This window comes from Clostridia bacterium (assembly GCA_035628995.1).
In the GTDB taxonomy this organism is placed as follows: Bacteria; Bacillota; Clostridia; order Lutisporales; family Lutisporaceae; genus BRH-c25.
Genome location: DASPIR010000027.1, coordinates 34,071 through 52,423, shown reverse-complemented (window position 1 = coordinate 52,423; position 18,353 = coordinate 34,071). Strand labels below are relative to the sequence as shown.

Genomic DNA, 18,353 nt, shown 5'->3' with positions numbered 1-18,353 from the left:
AGCATAGATTAATAAGAGGGGGGGTGCATAGCATGTATGACGAAATGCACACGCACAGCTATGAAAGCAGAACCAGCAAGGCTGCCGGACATTTTCATGATTTTTCTGGAACAACAACCAGGAACCCTGATTTTGGCGGGCATGTCCACTATCTGTCCGGCTATACCACCGAAGAAAACGACCATGTGCATTACTATTCGGTAGTAACCAGCCCGGACATTGAGGTAGAAGGTGGGCATGTGCATTACTTTCAGAGTATAACCACCTTGGACAACGGCCATTATCACTTAATATACGGTTACACTAATATATATACTGACTATTGATTAAGAAGGCAGTTCATATGAACTGCCCTGTTTTACTTATGAATTGCCGCCTAAGCTCTTTGCGAACTCAATATACTTATTCCTTGTTGCAGTATTCTGGCTGTCCTTTTCTACAGCTTCAAATTCTGTATCCAGCTTCTCCAGGGTCTCCTTGGACAAGCGCCTCTCTGCGTGCTTGTATATTGCATTATCTTCCTTGTCTATATGCTTTAAAAGCAGCTGCTCGTAGCCTATAGCATTCGCTATGATATCCACCTTGGCATCCATATTGCCTTTTTGGCATTCCTTCAAAGCATTTTCCAAATCCTTAATGTGAGCCCTGCCAATGTCATGCTCCATAAGCATCCCCGCTATAGGGCCACTTACTACCCCAAGTTCCAGCTGCTCAGCCATGATGTTGAAAAGTCTGTCTTCCTCCTTCTTATGATGATACTTGTCTGCAAAATTCCGCACAAAGTCAATTACGTTGTAAAACAGCTGGAAATCAATATCTTCGCCCCTCACAATTTCTACGCACTGTCTCCTAATTTCCTTAAGCACCATTTTTATATACCTATGCTCTTCTACAAGGATATCTATCGATTTCATTCATCATACCGCCTTTAACTGATAATTAGCGCTTTTTGCCTTTATTCTCAGGTCCTTTTTCAGGGTCTATGAACTCCTGCCTTTCTGCTGCCCTGTTTATATCCGTAAGTGTAGGATTGTGCTTTCTTATCACGTTTTTCTTATTATTATCATTTTTCATAATAATCACCTCTTGATTATTATTTGTAAGCTTAATAATACGTATACGTTCTTAGATTTTTTTGCAGCAAAAACACTTGCACACAGCTTTCTAACCCCTGGTTTTTCTGCATATTATGTATTAGCAAATATAATGACAAGTGTCAAAGACCTCTTCATGTGGGTCAGTCTGCTTCTGCTGCTCCTGGGGCTGCTCATGTACCTCCTCCGGCTGATTGCCAAAGTACTGTTCAGGTAGAGGCAAAAGGCCTTGGGAATTACCCCAAGGTCTTTTAATGCTTGCTAGTATTTCTAGAATGGTTTATATATAATAAAACTTAGATAATTGTTGCTGTCAGCCTTTCAATATTAGGAGGGATCTTATGAAAAACAGTGAGTGGGAATTTCGTTTTTACAGATCGGGAAGCCATACTGCCGATTTTATATTTGGCAAGTCTGGCGTAAAGTATCGCTCAAAGGATATAGAAACCGGTGAATGGCCGACCTACAGTGTGTTTGATCCAGCAAGCAATGAATACGATAGACTTATGCCTGCTGTATTGCAATGCCTAAATGAGGCTGAAGCCGTGAACTGGGAAACTGATGACGAAATATTGCTTCCCTCCGGCAAAAGATACAGCCGGTATATGAAAGTTGAAAGCAAAGCCCGTGGGCAGAAGGATACAGCCTGGATATGGGCTATGCAGGGCAGCGGCCTGCCTTTGGATATTGTGGAGAGTAATGGCTCAATTATAGGGTTCATAATGACAGCAAGAGACCGCTGCAATATGCTGGTAAAACCGGGATATGAAGCCCTGACCCCTTTGAAGCAGTGGGACGACCCTTTAATATCAAGAGACAGCCATAATGTGAAGAATATAGGTACATTCCATGTAATAACAAGAGATGGAGCGAGTTTAGCCACAGATATATGGCTGCCTTGTCCTTCTGATGACTCCAAAAGATATCCAACTGTATTAATAAGAACACCCTACGGAAGATACAGCAGCATAGAATTCTGGCACCGCTTCGTAAGAAGAGGCTATGCTCTGGTAATACAAGATGTACGTGGCAGAGATGATTCCGACGGGGAATGGGTTCCGTATAAATATGATAGAGAAGATGGGAACGACACCTTGAACTGGATAGCCGAACAGCCTTGGTCTGATGGAAATGTCGGCATGACAGGCGCCTCGTACTTGGGCAATGTCCAGTGGGCAACGGCAGCAAGCGGCAATCCTCATCTGAAAGCGCTGGTATCTATGGTTACTTCAGGGCCTACCTTCATAGACATTGAGAGAAGGGGTGGCATATATTCCTCCGGCTCACTTGCCTGGGCGTTTATGATGGCGGATAAAAGCTCCAACAAGGAAGCCTTAAAGCGTGATGATTGGGCTGAAGTGGCTGCCATACGCCCTATTAAGGATATTCCTCAAAGAGCTTTGGGAAGAAATATACACTTCTGGGATGAGCATATGCAGCATCCTAATAATGATGAATTCTGGCAGAATATTGACTGGACCTTAGATTCTCACAAGATAGATGTTCCCTCCATTATAATTTCCGGCTGGTATGACGACAACGGCATGGGATCCACGGCAGCATGGGAAATGAATGAGCGGAACAAGAGGAAGAATCAGAAACTCATCTTTGGGCCTTGGTTCCATCAGTTCAACAGTACAAGGGATATCCATGGGGTTGCCTTTGGGAATACTGCTATAAGATATGACCTTGATGTGCTGTGCTTACGTTGGTTTGACAGGTTCCTGAAAAATATCGATAACGGCGTGGAGAAGGAACCCGTAGTGCAGTACTATATGGTAGGAGCCAATCAGTGGGAAAAGGCTGAAAAATGGCCGCCTGAACAAGCAGTATATAAAAACGCTTACATTCATAGCTCTGGAAATTCAAAGACCAGCAGTGGGGATGGAAAACTTGACATGACTACTGCTGGGGATGAGCCTTATGACACCTATGTATTCGACCCTAAAGACCCCACCCCCTTCCTTATCGATGTCTCTGAAAACGAGATGAACGTCCCTGAAAATTACAAGGACGTAGACAAGAGAGACGATGTGCTGGTTTACACCTCCAGTCCTTTGGAAAGCGATGTCGCAATAGCAGGCAATATATTTGCAGAAATATATGCTGCCAGCTCTGCCAGGGATACCGACTGGATCGTACGGCTGGAGGATGTGGATGAGGAAGGGAATTCCATACGTCTTACAGATGGAATATTAAGGGCTAGATATAGAAAGTCCTTTGAGAAGCCGGAACTTATAGAGCCAGGTGCAGTTGAAAAATATGAGATACGAATGGCAAAGACAGCAAATGTATTTAAGAAGGGGCATCGAATCAGGGTAACAATAACTTCAGGAGCAAAGAACCTCGCCTTCCCCAACCACAATACCGGAAATAATGTGCCCGATGATGTGGAAATGGTGTGTGCAGTGCAGAAAATATATCATAATGGACAATACCCAAGCCATGTGAAGCTGCCGATAATTACTCATTTGTAGAATAATGTGACACAGGGGAACGAAGGAACGGGTACCACTGAACACACGGATGTTCCACGGATTCCTACGGAATTGCACGGTTAATTTTATATTTGTCATTCTGAACGCAGTGAAGAATCTTATGTTTTATGTTGACCCAGACTTATAGTTTCAAGTATTGCTTGAGGGTCTAAGATCCTTCGCTTTGCTCAGGATGACATATTAGGCTGTAGATGGTTTCATTAATGGATATCCTCCCAGCCGTGTAATTTAGTGGATTTCAGTGTTTTTCCGAAGGAAAACCGTGGTACCCGTTCCCCCGTTGCTTAAGACGCAGTCTTTATATTATATGAATCTTTATCCCTTATTCTTTGCTAGTACCTCTAATATTCCTCTTTCGTAACAGTTCCTGACACCGCTCAGATGCTTAATCCCTTGACTGCAGTATTCGCTGACCGTCAGAGGAAGATGCTTTTCGAAGATACTCCTGGGCTTTGGATTCCTGTCCAGCTTCATCTTTATTTCCGCTTTAACCCTGCAGACCAAGCCCAGCTCATAAGGACTTTTCAGCTTCTCAGAGTATATCTCGCTTCTTTGCATATACTCCAGCGCTTCTTCATATCTTGTTTCCCTTATAAGCAGAAGTGCCATATAGCCTTCTGCAGTGGAGCGTCCCAGCAGCGTATCCATCTGGTTGTAATCCTTTATTGCTTTCATAAAGTAGCTTTTCGCACGATGGTAATCCCCCATATCAAAAGCGGCCTTGCCCGCATTTGTACTAAAAACTGCTATTCCCCTGAAAATTCTCTTTTCATCACATATATCCATCGCCTTATCATAATATTTCAGTGCCTCTGAGAATCTCATATTGTAGCGGCGGATTTCCCCCACATAGTTATATGCAGCTGCGATATTCAATGAATACCGGTCTTCCTGCCTATTCAGTGCTTCAAATACTCCAATGGAATGCTTCAAAGTTTCTTCAGCCTCTTCGTAGTTTTCTGTCATAAGCCTTTGTAAGCCCTTCAAGCGCAGTAATATGCCCATTTCCTTCATTTGGTTATGCTGGCCTGCAAGTTCTATCCCTTTTGTCAGATACTCCTGCATCAGTTCGGTGTTGTGAACCTGAATCCCATAATATATCATCCGCCTGCAACCCTTCAGCACATATCGGAAGTCACCGCTTTCGCAGGCACGCTCCAGCATATCCTTGATTGCTTTGACTCCCAGGCCGTATTCCCCTTCCTGTATGCAGTAACTGCCTTTAGCATAGTATAAAGCAAGCTCCAGCTTGAGTATCTCCTGGTTATTCTTGTCCTGTCCCTTGATTTCCTTCAGCTGCTCCTCAAGCTCCTCCAGGTATTTGATAGATTCCTCCTGCTTGATAAAGGACTGTCCCCCTGCTTCTACATCGTCGTATTGTACGGGGAAAAGCTCATGACTGAAATCAGAATATATATCAAGGTTTTTAATGCGGTAGTTCAACCCGGCCAGCTTGTTTCCCCCATTTGAGAAATGGTATATCAGTTTTGGGTATAAGAACCTATCCTCGAAGCCTCCTGTAAGCCGCTTCTCCAAAGCTTGTCCGATACGATTATGCAAAATTTTGCGTCTGGAGGTGGACTGAAGTCCGTATATGAACTCTCTAAGCTTATTGTGTGTGAACTCAAAGCTTATATCCTCGCCATTCTCTACTTCTCTAATGATATATCTGCCTTGCAGCTCCTCAAGTGTGTCCAGAAGCTCCGATTCATCCCTGCCGCTTAGGGTTTGAAGCATATCCAGGTCAACCCTGTCAAAGAACATGGATGTGATATTAAGAAGCTTCATCCCCTCTTCAGGTATGTCAATAATCCTGCTCTTCAATATGTCCTGGGCTTTGCCGGAGATTTCACCTATAACCCCCTTCTCCTTGACGGTATTCAGGAGCTCTATAAGAAAAAAGGCATTTCCCTCTGTTTCCTCGTATATACGTTTCCTCATCTCCTGGGATAGCTGCTGCTGAGGCAGAAGCTCCATAATGAACCCTTCTACCTCATCCCTTGTGAACCTTGAAAGCACAAGCTTTTCCACCAGCCCATCCTTTACCATGGCGGCAATAAACTGCTCTATCCTTTTTTCATAGCTGTTGCGGCAGGTGGCAACCACCATAACCCCGCTGCCGCCCAGACGCCTGAGCACAAAGCTCAATAGCCTGATACTGGTGCTGTCCATCCAGTGCAGGTCCTCGAAGACAATTGCCAGCTTCTTTTTCCTGCTTACCTTTTTAAGCACCTCCAGCACCGCTTCCTCAACTACCTTGTATTTCACCTTGTCTGTACGCTCAATGAGGGTATCGGCAGCAGTCTGTACCTCAGGATCAAAGGCCGGAAAAAGACGTACAATTATGTTTTTCCATAGCTGAGGTATTTCTATGTTTTCTTCCTTTATTATCTCTGCTAAGGTCGAAAAGACCTGATTCCACGGCTTAAGTGGATAATCCTCCTCAGCTTGATAGCAATTGGAGTTAATTACATATAGGCTGCTTTCATCCACATTTTCAAAAACGCGCTCCTTAAGCCTTGTCTTACCTATTCCTGCCTCACCAACTATCAGGATTGACTTGTTTCCCTTCTGAAGACTGAAGCTTTCAAACTGCTCCCTTATTATGTCCAGCTCCCTGGACCGTCCAAAGAAAAATCCCCTGGCGCTGTCCCTCTTGTTATCCTCTATACTGCGCCTTGCCAGATTATTCTTATGCAGCTTCTCGGTTTTACTATCCGGTGCTATACCAAGCTCCTGTCCCAAGGTGTGCTTCAGCCTGAGATAAAGCTCCTCAGCCTTATGATAAGCCCCTATGCTGCCATAGCTCTCCATGAGCAGTCTGTAAGGTCTTTCATCCAAGGGATCCTCGTTGATAAGCAGCTTTGAATAGTATTCAAGCTTACTGTTCTCACTTTTCATGCTGCATTGATTAAGCTTTTCATATAGCCCGGCTATATACTTGTCTCTATAATAATCCCTGCATTGGAACATCCATTCTTCATACTTCTCCCCATCCTTAACCAGAAAGCCCTTGAGGAACTCACCGCCATATGCCTCTAAAGCACTTTCCTCCTCCTGGAGGAAGCTTTGCAGGTCTGTTTTTATTTCGATGTCAGGGTTAAGCAATACAGTTGATTTCTGGGGTGATATGATAATTTCCGCATCGAAAGCCTTTCGTATCATGTATATGGCGTGGCGCAGGTTTTTTCTGGCCGTTTCCTCATCAGTTTCCCCCCAGAGAAGATCCACCAATTCATCCCTTGAAGCCTGCTTGTTTACAACAAGATAGTAAAACAGAGCCTCAGCCTTCTTAAAGGGAAATACAATCTGCTCACTGTCTTTTAGAACCAGCGGAGCCTGAAGCAGCTTAACCTGTACGGAACTCATCCTACCACCTTCTTTCATTCCATTTCTCATATCGTCAGACATACATTCATTTTACCATATCTTTTTGTTTAAGTTTATATATAGGTTGCATTAAAGCTGCTTCAAGGAAGAAATAGGCAACCTATGAAACCAAGGAAAATGTTTTATGCAAAACATCTGGTACAATAAATTCCTTAAAGCTTGTATAATTTCTATAATGTGGTAGGATAATTATTAGTAATCCGTTTCGATATTGAACGCACAAAGGCATTCCTATTGGGTGTCGTGCGAATTCAATAAAAATTAAGGAAACATTTACGCGAAATTTGAATTAAGAAGATGAAATGTTTTTCGCGAAATGTATTGGAGGATAAAGACATGATGTCCGAAAATGAAAAGAATGTTTACGATGCATTTAAAAAATTGGAAATCCCGTATACACGATATGAACATATACCCGCATATACAATACAAGACCTTGATAATATGAGACTGAAAATGGAAGGCCGGCACTGCAAGAACCTCTTTGTCAGGAATCACAATGGGGATAAGCACTATCTGGTCCTTGTGTCCCCGGAAAAAAAAGCAGACCTTAAGAATCTTTCAGCGCAGATAGGCAGCACTCGCTTAAGCTTTGCTTCATCAGAAAGGCTTTCTAAATATCTGGGCTTGACCCCTGGCTCCGTCACTCCCCTTGGACTGTTGAATGATGAAGGAAAGGAAGTCACAGTTCTTATAGATGAAGCCCTCAAGAATTCAAAGCATATATGCCTTCATCCCAATGTCAATACAGTTACTGTTTCAATACTGTACGATGACTTTATAAAGTTCCTGAAATGGCGAGGCAACAAGTTCGAATATGTAAAGATATGAAAAAAGGGCGATTCGTGAATCGCCCCTACAATTATTCCATCAACCTGTTTTCAAGAATCTGTTCCATGGAGAAGTCCTCCACGCCCAAGTAGTACACAGCTGTGTCAATGAGCGCTTCCATAGGCAGCAATCCTATTATCTCACTGCCCACTATGCTCACACCGTATCTTGCCGCTTCTATCCTGACGAGTTCAAAGGATCTGTAAAGCGCTGTTTTTGTATAGTCTGTCATATTCATGGAAATCTGTACTATTCCCCTGTCCTTAAGCTCGATGCCTATTGCCTTGCAGTATCTCAAGCCACCGTTTAGGAATCTTACATTCCTTGCAATCTTATTAGCGATATCCATGCTGTTTGTACTCAAGTTAACATTAAATGCTACAAGCGGCATTCTAGCGCCGATTACTGTTGCACCGGCTGTAGGATGTATCGCTGCTGTACCATAGTCCGGTTTCCACTCAGGCAGCTTTATCTTTTCTGCCATACCTTCAAATTCACCTTTGCGGATGTTTGCCAGGTTCTCTCTTTGTGGGTCCGTGGCTGCCTTCTCATATAAGAATATCGGAAGATTGTACTTTTCTGATGCTTCCTTGGCTACTTCCTTTGCAAGCTCAACTGCTTCAGTCATACTCACATTTTTTATGGGTATGAAAGGCACTACATCTACAGCTCCCATTCTAGGATGCTGTCCCTGATGCTTTGTCAAATCAATCAGCTCAATTGCAATACCCATGGCTTCAAGCACCGCATTCTTAACCGCCTGAGGTTCTCCTACAACTGTAACAACAACTCTGTTGTGGTCCGCATCCCTTTTGTAGTCCAAAAGCTTGACGCCGTCTTTTCCCCTGAAGGGATTTACTATTTTCTCTATTTTGTCCAAATCCCTGCCTTCGCTGAAATTCGGCACACATTCAATTAGTTTGCTCATACTGCTCATTTTTTGTCTCCCCCTATTTTTTAAATGCCTTTTCGACCAAGCCCTTAACCAACTCTTCCTTTGGAATATATGGTATGGTTATATGGTCTGTTTTTTGATTATCTTTGTTGTATTCCATACTTGTAGTAATTGAGTTTTCATTTCTCGCCCAGGCGCGCCTAGCAACTCCACCCATTACATCCCAGGGCATAGCTGTTTTCAGTATGTTGTCAGCTCTTTCGCTGCCATCCAGAACCATTCCAAAACCGCCATTGATGGATTTTCCTATACCTACACCGCCGCCGTTATGGAGTGCTATAAGGCTCATTCCCCTTGCCGCATTTCCTGCGAAGCACTGAGTAGCCATATCAGCCATTACATTGCTGCCGTCCTTTATGTTTGAGGTTTCCCTGAAAGGAGAGTCAGTGCCGCTTACGTCGTGATGGTCACGTCCCAGCATTATCGGCCCTACTTCGCCCTTTCTAACCATTTCGTTGAATTTCAGCGCTATTTTTGTTCTTCCCATAGCATCCTGGTACAATATCCTTGCTTGGGTGCCAACAACCAGCTGGTTCTTTTCTGCATCCCTGATCCATACATAATTGTCCCTATCCTGCCCTCTTCTATCGGGGTCTATGCAATCCATAGCAGCCTTATCGGTTTTTATCAGATCTTCATGCTTGCCACTGAGGCATACCCATCTGAAGGGTCCATAGCCATAGTCAAAGAGCTCCGGCCCCATGATGTCCTCTACATAGGAAGGCCATATGAATCCATCCTTCTCGTCTATTCCATTCTTGGATATCTCACTAACTCCGGCATCATAAACCGATTTCATGAATGCGTTGCCATAGTCGAAGAAGTAAGTCCCCTTTGCTACCAATGCCTTTATCATTTCGAAGTGCTTTCTCAAGGACTGGTCAACCAGCTTCTTGAAGTTCTCCCTGTCAGACTTCAGCATCTGTGTCCTCTGCTCGAAAGAAACTCCCTGAGGACAGTAGCCCCCTTCATAGACTGCGTGGCAGGAGGTCTGATCTGATAGAAGCTCTATCTTAATATCATTTTTCACTGCATACTCAAGAAGATCAACTATGTTTCCATGATAAGCAATGGACATAGGCTCCCTCTTCTTCATATACTCATGTGCAGCTTCAAATACTTCCTTAAGATCTGAGGATACCTTTTTAACCCAACCCTGATTGAGTCTTGTTTTTATCCTGGAGTAATCCACTTCAGCAATTATTCCTACTCCATTTGCAATCTCAACTGCCTTTGGCTGAGCTCCGCTCATACCGCCAAGTCCTGAGGTAATAAACAGTCTTCCTTTAAGGTCCTCATCCTGAGGTATCCCAAGTATTTTTCTGCCTGCATTCAAGAGAGTGTTGAAGGTGCCATGTACTATTCCCTGCGGTCCTATGTACATCCAGCCTCCGGCAGTCATCTGCCCGTAGTTGGCTACCCCCATCTGCTCTGCAATATCCCAATCCTTTGGGTTGTCAAACATACCTACCATAAGAGCATTGGTTATTATTACCCTTGGAGCCTCAGGCTTGGATCTGAATAATCCTACCGGATGGCCTGATTCCACAACCAAAGTCTGCTCATTTGTCATTGTTTCAAGGTACTTTGTCAATAATCTGTACTGCATCCAATTCTGGCATACAGATCCGGTCTCCCCGTAGGTAACCAGTTCATAGGGGTACAGCGCTATATCAAAGCTGAGGTTGTTGTTTATCATTACCTGGAATGCCTTGCCTTCAATGCAGTTCCCTTTGTATTCGTCTATACCCTTCGCCTTAAGGTCTCCCTCAGGTCTGAAACGATATCCGTATATTCTGCCCATTATCAGAAGCTCTTCCAAAAATTCAGGAGCTACTTTCTCGTGGAGTTCTTCCGGTATATAACGAAGCGCATTCTTAAGCGCCGTCTCGGTCTGGGCAGAGGTAAGCTTAAAGCCTCTGTCCGGAGCCCTGCGGATTCCTTCAACAAATTTCTGATACTCCGGCAGCACATTATCAAGTTTGACTATCATTGCTTGTGCTATTTCGCGGTTACTGACCATTTTTAACCCTCCCATAAAAATTCTGTATAAGACACAGCATTTTACATTATATTTAGAATAATCCTGTGATTACGCCATTCTCATCGATGTCAATTTTTTCTGCGGCTGGTACCTTTGGAAGTCCCGGCATTATCATTATATCTCCTGTCAGACATACTATGAAGCCTGCTCCGGCAGATACCCTTACCTCTTTTACATTTACCTTGAAGCCCTTTGGAGCACCTAAAAGACTTGGATCATCAGACAGTGAATACTGTGTCTTTGCCATGCATATAGGCAGCTTATCCAAGCCTATTTCCACCAGCTTCTTTATCTCCTTTTGAGCTTTAGAAGAGAAAACTACGCCGTCTCCACCATAGATTTCTTTTACTATTGCATCTATCTTATCTGCTATAGGCATTTCAACATCATAAAGGTACTTGAAATCAGGCGCTGAAGCCTCTACCATCTTCACCAAGGTTTCAGCCATATGTATTCCACCTTCTCCGCCTTTTTCCCAACACTCGTTCAGTGAAACTTCCACACCATAAATTTTGCACTTCTTGATAAGGAGTTCAATTTCTGCCTCTGTATCACTTACAAAACGGTTTACAGCAATCATTGCAGGCAGTCCGAACCTGCGGATATTTTCAACCTGTTTTTCAAGGTTTGCAAAGCCTTTATCCACTGCTTCAAGATTTTCTTTGCCCAACTCCGCCTTTACTACTCCGCCATGCATCTTAAGAGCACGAATAGTTGCTACTATTACAACAGCTGAAGGCTTTAATCCTCCATAGCGGCATTTGATGTCCAGGAACTTCTCTGCTCCAAGGTCAGCACCGAAGCCTGCCTCTGTAACAAGGTATTCACCAAGCTTAAGTCCCAGCTTGGTAGCCATTATGCTGTTGCAGCCGTGAGCTATATTGGCAAAAGGTCCGCCGTGTATAAGTGCTGGTGTATTCTCCAGTGTCTGCACCAGGTTAGGTTTTATTGCATCCTTCATAAGCATTGCCATTGCTCCCTGAACCTTTAAATCAGCACATGTAACCGGTCCGCCCGCAAAGTTATATGCAATAACCATTCTCCCGAGTCTTTCCTTCAAATCCATCAAATCATTGGAAAGGCAGAGAATAGCCATTATTTCAGAAGCCACAGTAATCATGAAGCCATCCTGTCTTACAAAGCCGTTGGCTTTGCCTCCAAGGCCTACAACCACCTCACGGAGCGCCCTGTCGTTCATATCCATTACTCTTTTCCAAACTATCTGTCTTGGGTCTATATTCAGTGAATTTCCATTATTGAAATGATTGTCTATTATTGCAGAAAGCAGGTTGTTAGCTGTTGTTATAGCATGCATATCACCAGTAAAATGGAGATTGATATCCTCCATAGGCACTACCTGGGCATAGCCGCCGCCTGCAGCTCCGCCTTTCACCCCGAAAACCGGGCCCAAAGATGGTTCTCTTAAGGCAATTACTGTTTTTTTGCCTATTTTGTTAAGCGCCTGGCCTAAGCCTACTGTAGTTGTTGACTTGCCTTCTCCTGCTGGAGTTGGAGTGATAGCCGTAACCAATATCAGTTTGCCATCAGGCTTATCCTTAAGTCTATCAAAAATGCTGAGGTTGATTTTTGCCTTATATTTCCCGTAAAGCTCCAGCTCATCCTCTTGTATTCCCCACTGTTCTGCAATCTCTGATACAGGCTTCATTTTCGCCTGCTGAGCTATTTCTATGTCGCTAGGTACTTTATTCTCCATATTAATCATCCTTTCACCGCGTATTTTCTAAATTCATATACATTTATTCTATCCCAAACAGCGTCACAAAAACGTCTAAAAATACAAAAAAATAGAACAGCCTCACGGCAGCTCTGCAATTTCATAGGAATGGTGGGGGATACGGGGCTCGAACCTGCGACTTCCACCTTGTGACGATGGCACTCTAACCAGCTGAGTTAATCCCCCACTCAATAGATATATATATATTATAACTCTGCTTGTAAATATTATCCATAATATTTTGACTTTTTACTAAAGAATTCAATCGAACTTCATGACCTTCACCCCTGCAGCAAAGAAAACCATCCCCATTGCCAAAAGCACAAGTGTCGGTAAAACCGCCGCTTCAAAGCCCATGCCCTTGCTAGCTATGCTTTCCATACCCTGTACCGCCCATTTCTGAGGTGTAAGCTCAGCCAAAAACAACATCAGCTTTGAATTGACTATCTCTAATGGCCACATGCAGCCTCCGAGCATTGAAGTGCTGGTAAGCACCACCGGAGTTATCGCAGAAAGCTGAGCGTGGGTCTTTACCACACCTGACAGCAGCAAGCCCATTGCGGTAACAGTGAATACAAATGCTGCCGCTACCATCAAGACTCCCGGTATACTGCTTCCCCAGTCTATTCCCAGCAGATATTTGCCTCCAAGTATCAATACTCCTATTTGAATGGCACCGGTGATATATGCCACCACCATGCTGCCCCCAAGTATCGACGCCTTGGATACGGGTGAAATGAGCATCCTCTGCCAGGTCTTGTACTGTCTGTCATTTAATATTGTACCTATTCCAAACACCATTGTGTACATCGAGAAGAATAAAGAGAAGCCAATCATCGAATGCTTCAAGTTGTTATAACTGCTGCTTGATCCAGTTTCAGCAACAGAAGATGTTACCTCTATAGGCCTCTTGTATTTCCAAGCGTCCATCACATCTCCGTATGCAGCTGCCGTCACAGCCTGCCGCTCAACTTCAGGCTTCTGAGCCTGTATGAAATCTGCTGTGATATCTGCTATCCTTGTTCCCCCTGCCATTTTCTGCGCAATCCCGGATACCAGCTTCTGAAGGGTGAGTATCAAAGTATCATCTTTAATCTTCATTACTCCCAGCGATACCCGCTCACCGCCTTTTATATCCTCACTAAACCCTTTCTGTATTACCAATGCAGCAAGTACCTTGCCCTCTTCCACTTCTGCTGTTGCATTTTTCATATCTGAGGCTGCGAAGTTAATAGCGTTATTATCCTTTAGCTCATTTATGAAAACCTCCGAATAGCTGCCTTTATCCTCATCTACAATCAGCACTGTAGGTCTGAACCCATCGAAGGAGGCCCCGAATATTGCGGTGAGGCCAAAGGCCATGACAGTCATCAGCACAAATACCACTATCTCGTCCTTAAGCCTTAAGAGTCTTAACCTGATTATACTTAGCATCCGCAATCCCTCCCTTCTCTCTGAGTATAATCAACGATAACAGTGCAAACAAAACCCCGATACTTGCTAGTATGGCAATGTGACTCATTACCTCCGCTGTCCCATATCCCCTCATGATCTTAAGATATGCTTTCAAAACTACCCCATTAACTGATATAACACTGAGCTTCTGAAATATTGATGGCATAATGTCTATTGGGAAGAAGCTGCCTCCCAGTAGTGCCATAGTCTGTATAAACGCTGTCTCAAATATGCTGGCCATTTTATAATTTCCTGCCTTATAAGTGGCTGCTGCAAGAGCGCTCCCTATCCCTGCAATTGCAAATGCGGCGCTGAGACTTATTAGTAAAATAGGAGTTGTGCCGCCCCACTGAACCTTCAAAACAAAATGTGAGAATGCAATCATAATACCCATCTGAAGCAAGGCAATCAAGAATACAGTAAAGAACTTGCCTGCCAGTATTCCAAGTTTCGTTGTGCCGGCTATTATCATCCTCTGGTAGGTTATGTTCTCCTTTTCCTCCAGAAGCATTCTCCCGCCGTGACTTGCGGCAAAGAGTATGAACATCGCCAGCATAGCCACAGCATAATAATCGAAACTGGAAATATTCTTCCTGCCTTCCACCGAGATATCATTAATGTTTATCCTGATACTCTTCATTACATTGGTGATTCCGTCCATTGCGTCCTTCATGCCCTTGAAGCCGTCGCCCGCAAGGTCCTGCTCCATAGCAGCCTCAATAAGAACATTCTTGCCTATTACAACCGAAGTCATTGCATCAGAATAAGCCTCCACAACACTCTGAACCACCTGACCGCTTATGCTCCTGTCCGGATGCGTCATTACTTTGATATCCACCTTATTCCTGAAGGGTGTGAGCAGATTTATCTTCATATCATATACAAAATTCTCAGGAAGAAGAACAGCCGCAGAAACTTCTCCGCTTTTCAGGAGCTCAAGAGCCCTGTCCTCCTCCTCTATCCTGTATGCTATTATTTTGCTTACCTCTTCACTGCCTAGAAAATCCTCAAAAAATATTTCCTCCGGATCAACGTCGTCACTGGTCGCTCTTAGCTCCTCCGCAGCCTCGTCACCCATTCCCTGAGCAAGGAAACCATTGCTTAAGGTGCTGTCAAACCTCTGGGAGTCATATTCCCTGTCGTATTGCTTCACAACAGCTATGCTTACCTTTGTCATATCCCCTGCGCCTCCGCTAATGAAGTTCCCTTTCAAAGCAGAACTCAATATCACCATAAGCACCAGGGGCATGAATATGATTACCGCCAAAGCCTTCTTATCACTCAGTATCGTTTTTAAATCCTTTGTTATAATGCTTATAAGCTTCATACCCATTCTCCTTAATCCCTCAGAGCCTTTCCTGTCAAGTGAAGGAAAACAGCTTCGAGGTTTGGCTTCTTGACGTCAATAGAAGAAATGCGCCTTCCATTCTCTGTTACCCTGGCAATAATATCTGCCAGTATTATATCAACGTTTTCACCCGATATAGCTATTTCATCCAGTACCAGCTCCGCCTTGGCTACTTCCCTTATCGACCTAAGTCTTTCAAGTATATCCTTATCCAGCTTATCGAGCTTCAGGCTTACTTGTGTTTCCCCTTTTATAAGCTCCACCAGCTCCTCCTGGGTTCCGGAGGCTATGATCCTTCCCTGATCCATGATGCAGATGCGGCTGCACAGGTACTCCACCTCTTCCATGTAGTGGCTGGTGTAGATTATTGTCATCCCCTGCCGGTTAAGCTCCAGCACTGTATCCAATATATGATTCCTTGACTGCGGGTCTATGCCTACGGTGGGTTCATCCATTATAAGCAGCTCAGGCTTGTGCAGGAGTGCTGCCCCAATATTGAGCCTTCTCTTCATCCCTCCGGAGTATTTATCCACCCGATCCTTCAAACGGCCGTTCAGCCCTATTATTTCTGCCACTTCACCGACTCTTTTCTTTAATCCTTCGCCCTTCAAGCCATACATGCTCCCCCAGAATCTCAAATTCTCATAACCAGACAAGGTGGGATACAGGGCTATATCCTGAGGCACCACTCCAAGCTTCTGCCTGAGCGATTTAGTTTCTGCAAAAATATTCCTGCCTTCAAAAAATATCTCTCCTTTTGTTGGAGCTATCAGAGTGGATACCATTGAAATAATCGTAGACTTCCCAGCTCCATTGGGGCCAAGCAATCCGAACACTTCCCCCTGCTCCACATGGAAGCTGACTCCATCCACTGCCTTTGTACTGCCATAATCCTTATGCAAGTCTTCAACCTTTAACAGCGTCATATCCATCACCCTCTAATTCTTATTATTGAACAGGTCTTCCATCATGAACGGCATGGTTTGCTCCATCTGATCCATGTCAAAAGTGTTTTCCTCTGTCAGCACGGGAAAATCAAACTTCTGTTCCTTGTTAATATCCCAGTTCTTTATATCCAGCCTGTAGCTCACCATACTGACCGGCATCTCAGCATCTTTAAACTTCGGTGCAAACTCAATTATTTCATTGACTATATACCCGTCAATATCTACATAAGCAGTATAACTGAAACCTTCAGATGTATAATCCTTCATGTTTTCCTTCATATCGGAAAACAGCTTTTCAAAGGATGTGTCCTTTAGCGGCTCTATATTCTTTTTAATACGCTCTTCGTAGTTATCTTTGAGCTTTTCATCTTTTGAAAGTATATCCATTGTGTCCGATGCCAGTTTTTTAATCTGCTCATCATTCAGCTTTATGGTGTATTCCGTTGTCTTTACCTCACCGTCAGGAGTGGTGAGCACTATGTCCTTACCCTTGAAAATGTCTTCTTTTGTAAGCATTCCAAGCCATTTTGCATTAAGTTCATCCAATGTTTCCTTGGAAATAAACTCCTGTTCCCCGTCAGCCTGCTGCTCGGCAATCATTTGAGTCTGCATTTCATCAAGCCTTATATATTTGCCTACTATCGGCAGCTTCATGAATACTTCTTTTCCGTTCATGAATAGGTCAAAATCAAAGCCCAGTCCGCCGAAATTCAGGTAGCTTCTGATTATTCCCTTTCCAGCATCCTCATCTAAAGCTGCGTTGAAGCTTCCTTTCATGTCCTTAAAGTAATTTATCTCTTTTATCTCATCTTCCGTCATTCCTTCAGTTTTAAAATCCACCACAATTGAGAATTCTCCTGATGTCTGGCCTTTTTTTATTTGCTCGGTTTTTTCTACCGCCTTCTTGTAATCTCCCAGACTGTCGAAGCTGCAGCTTGCCAATGGCACTGCAAGAAGAAGTGCAAATATAACAATCAATATCCTTTTCATTTAAATCCCTCCAAAGTTATCTTACAGTATCATTTTACATTTTCAGAAACTGCATTTCTTGTGTCTTAAATCACATATTGTGCAGCTTACCCCATGACTTTTCGCACAAAAAATAATGACTGCGTCAGATACGAGATACAAGACTCGAGACCCGAGACAGTCAGGGTATTCCTTACGGGTAAAGGTACGGGAACCACTGAACACACGGATGCTTCACGGATTCCTACGGAATTACACGGTTAACTTTTATATTCTGTATAGCGACTTAGTGAATCTAGATACTTACCTTATTATCGATTATTACTTATGTTTCAGAATATTTATCCCGCCGTGTATTTCGTGGGTTTCAGTGTTTTTCCGCAGGAAAACCGTGTTACCCGTTCCTCTATAGATCATTCTTTATTGTAAATACCGCCAGCTGCGTCCTGTCCCGAAGTTCCAGCTTTATAAGCACCCTTGTAATATGGTTCTTTACAGTTCCTTCACTTAAATACAGCTCGCCTGCGATTTCTTTATTATTCTTTCCTTCAGCTATAAGGCGGCATATCTCCATCTCCCGCTCGGTCAGAAGCTCCACTCTGGGGTCCGAATGTCTCTCCAAGTTCCCTTTGGCAAGCTCTGAGAATCTGTCCAGCACCTTAACAGCAACCTCAGACTGTATAAGTGCGCCTCCATTATAAACAGTGCGTACAGCACCGGCAATCTCTGCAGGCGAGGCATCCTTCAGTAGGTAGCCTGAGGCACCGTTCTTTATAGCCTCATATATGTATTCATCATCGTTGAAGGTGGTAAGTACAATTACTTTGACACTTGGAAAGTCCTTTTTTATCATCCCGGTCGCTTCTACCCCGTCTAATTCCGGCATCTTTATATCCATCAGCACAACATCAGGACGGTTCCATTTGCATGTCTCATAGGCCTTCCTGCCATTGTTGGCAGTTCCGCAGATCTGTATGTCCTCTTCCTTCCCCAGTATCATCTTGAGCCCTTCCACCAAAATATCCTGATCATCAACCAACAGCACTTTTATCATTTTTTCCCTCCTAGTGCTTTTTAACACAACATA

Annotated in this window: 14 protein-coding genes and 1 tRNA gene; 3 read left to right on the top strand and 12 right to left on the bottom strand. The window is 43.8% G+C overall.

What is annotated here, in order from left to right; genetic code table 11:
- The first annotated feature begins 32 nt into the window (after nucleotides 1–32).
- Entirely contained in the window at nucleotides 33–326 is a 294-nt protein-coding gene (locus tag VEB00_12295) for a YmaF family protein (GenBank protein ID HYF83795.1), read from the top strand.
- Nucleotides 327–362: 36 nt separating this feature from the next.
- Here VEB00_12295 and VEB00_12290 read toward each other — a convergent pair whose 3' ends face one another.
- Entirely contained in the window at nucleotides 363–914 is a 552-nt protein-coding gene (locus VEB00_12290; protein ID HYF83794.1) for a hemerythrin domain-containing protein, read from the bottom strand.
- A 25-nt stretch (nucleotides 915–939) separates the two neighbouring features.
- Nucleotides 940–1,074, bottom strand: a complete 135-nt coding sequence (locus VEB00_12285) for a hypothetical protein (protein ID HYF83793.1) — start codon at nucleotides 1,072–1,074, stop codon at nucleotides 940–942.
- A gap of 361 nt (nucleotides 1,075–1,435) precedes the next feature.
- Between VEB00_12285 and VEB00_12280 the strand changes: the two genes are divergently transcribed.
- Nucleotides 1,436–3,571, top strand: a complete 2,136-nt coding sequence (locus VEB00_12280; protein HYF83792.1) for a CocE/NonD family hydrolase — start codon at nucleotides 1,436–1,438, stop codon at nucleotides 3,569–3,571.
- A gap of 336 nt (nucleotides 3,572–3,907) precedes the next feature.
- Here the strand turns inward: VEB00_12280 and VEB00_12275 are convergent, their stop codons facing one another.
- Complete coding sequence (locus tag VEB00_12275) at nucleotides 3,908–6,961, bottom strand: AAA family ATPase (GenBank protein HYF83791.1); 3,054 nt, start codon at nucleotides 6,959–6,961, stop codon at nucleotides 3,908–3,910.
- Nucleotides 6,962–7,321: 360 nt separating this feature from the next.
- Between VEB00_12275 and VEB00_12270 the strand changes: the two genes are divergently transcribed.
- Entirely contained in the window at nucleotides 7,322–7,813 is a 492-nt protein-coding gene (locus VEB00_12270; GenBank protein ID HYF83790.1) for a prolyl-tRNA synthetase associated domain-containing protein, read from the top strand.
- A 31-nt stretch (nucleotides 7,814–7,844) separates the two neighbouring features.
- Here the strand turns inward: VEB00_12270 and ftcD are convergent, their stop codons facing one another.
- From ftcD to VEB00_12225, 9 genes are all read right to left on the bottom strand, one after another.
- A complete protein-coding gene (ftcD, locus tag VEB00_12265; protein HYF83789.1) occupies nucleotides 7,845–8,741 on the bottom strand; it encodes a glutamate formimidoyltransferase in 897 nt (298 codons plus the stop codon).
- Between the two features lie 22 nt (nucleotides 8,742–8,763).
- Nucleotides 8,764–10,791 carry a urocanate hydratase gene (locus VEB00_12260; GenBank protein ID HYF83788.1) on the bottom strand — a complete coding sequence of 676 codons (2,028 nt, stop codon included), beginning with the start codon at nucleotides 10,789–10,791 and terminating at the stop codon, nucleotides 8,764–8,766.
- Nucleotides 10,792–10,843: 52 nt separating this feature from the next.
- On the bottom strand, nucleotides 10,844–12,526 hold the full coding sequence (locus VEB00_12255; GenBank protein HYF83787.1) for a formate--tetrahydrofolate ligase: 1,683 nt from the start codon (nucleotides 12,524–12,526) through the stop codon (nucleotides 10,844–10,846).
- Between the two features lie 130 nt (nucleotides 12,527–12,656).
- Nucleotides 12,657–12,733 (bottom strand) — tRNA-Val (locus VEB00_12250).
- 75 nt (nucleotides 12,734–12,808) lie between these two features.
- A complete protein-coding gene (locus tag VEB00_12245) occupies nucleotides 12,809–13,981 on the bottom strand; it encodes an ABC transporter permease (protein ID HYF83786.1) in 1,173 nt (390 codons plus the stop codon).
- Complete coding sequence (locus VEB00_12240) at nucleotides 13,944–15,329, bottom strand: ABC transporter permease (GenBank protein HYF83785.1); 1,386 nt, start codon at nucleotides 15,327–15,329, stop codon at nucleotides 13,944–13,946. The genes VEB00_12245 and VEB00_12240 overlap by 38 nt, the downstream gene beginning before the upstream one ends.
- Nucleotides 15,330–15,340: 11 nt before the next feature.
- Nucleotides 15,341–16,270 (bottom strand): ABC transporter ATP-binding protein, encoded by a 930-nt coding sequence (locus VEB00_12235; protein HYF83784.1) that lies wholly within the window; start codon nucleotides 16,268–16,270, stop codon nucleotides 15,341–15,343.
- 18 nt (nucleotides 16,271–16,288) lie between these two features.
- Complete coding sequence (locus VEB00_12230; GenBank protein HYF83783.1) at nucleotides 16,289–17,287, bottom strand: hypothetical protein; 999 nt, start codon at nucleotides 17,285–17,287, stop codon at nucleotides 16,289–16,291.
- 385 nt (nucleotides 17,288–17,672) lie between these two features.
- Nucleotides 17,673–18,320 carry a response regulator transcription factor gene (locus tag VEB00_12225; protein ID HYF83782.1) on the bottom strand — a complete coding sequence of 216 codons (648 nt, stop codon included), beginning with the start codon at nucleotides 18,318–18,320 and terminating at the stop codon, nucleotides 17,673–17,675.
- Nucleotides 18,321–18,353: the final 33 nt, after the last annotated feature.

What these genes read in the sequence shown, in the direction of transcription:
- VEB00_12290 (HYF83794.1), bottom strand. Translation starts at nt 914, where the DNA reads ATGAAATCGATAGATATCCTTGTAGAAGAGCATAGGTATATAAAAATG.
- VEB00_12245 (HYF83786.1), bottom strand. Translation starts at nt 13,981, where the DNA reads ATGCTAAGTATAATCAGGTTAAGACTCTTAAGGCTTAAGGACGAGATA.
- ftcD (HYF83789.1), bottom strand. Translation starts at nt 8,741, where the DNA reads ATGAGCAAACTAATTGAATGTGTGCCGAATTTCAGCGAAGGCAGGGAT.
- VEB00_12295 (HYF83795.1), top strand. Translation starts at nt 33, where the DNA reads ATGTATGACGAAATGCACACGCACAGCTATGAAAGCAGAACCAGCAAG.
- VEB00_12240 (HYF83785.1), bottom strand. Translation starts at nt 15,329, where the DNA reads ATGAAGCTTATAAGCATTATAACAAAGGATTTAAAAACGATACTGAGT.
- VEB00_12225 (HYF83782.1), bottom strand. Translation starts at nt 18,320, where the DNA reads ATGATAAAAGTGCTGTTGGTTGATGATCAGGATATTTTGGTGGAAGGG.
- VEB00_12285 (HYF83793.1), bottom strand. Translation starts at nt 1,074, where the DNA reads ATGAAAAATGATAATAATAAGAAAAACGTGATAAGAAAGCACAATCCT.
- VEB00_12270 (HYF83790.1), top strand. Translation starts at nt 7,322, where the DNA reads ATGTCCGAAAATGAAAAGAATGTTTACGATGCATTTAAAAAATTGGAA.
- VEB00_12230 (HYF83783.1), bottom strand. Translation starts at nt 17,287, where the DNA reads ATGAAAAGGATATTGATTGTTATATTTGCACTTCTTCTTGCAGTGCCA.
- VEB00_12260 (HYF83788.1), bottom strand. Translation starts at nt 10,791, where the DNA reads ATGGTCAGTAACCGCGAAATAGCACAAGCAATGATAGTCAAACTTGAT.
- VEB00_12275 (HYF83791.1), bottom strand. Translation starts at nt 6,961, where the DNA reads ATGAGTTCCGTACAGGTTAAGCTGCTTCAGGCTCCGCTGGTTCTAAAA.
- VEB00_12255 (HYF83787.1), bottom strand. Translation starts at nt 12,526, where the DNA reads ATGGAGAATAAAGTACCTAGCGACATAGAAATAGCTCAGCAGGCGAAA.
- VEB00_12280 (HYF83792.1), top strand. Translation starts at nt 1,436, where the DNA reads ATGAAAAACAGTGAGTGGGAATTTCGTTTTTACAGATCGGGAAGCCAT.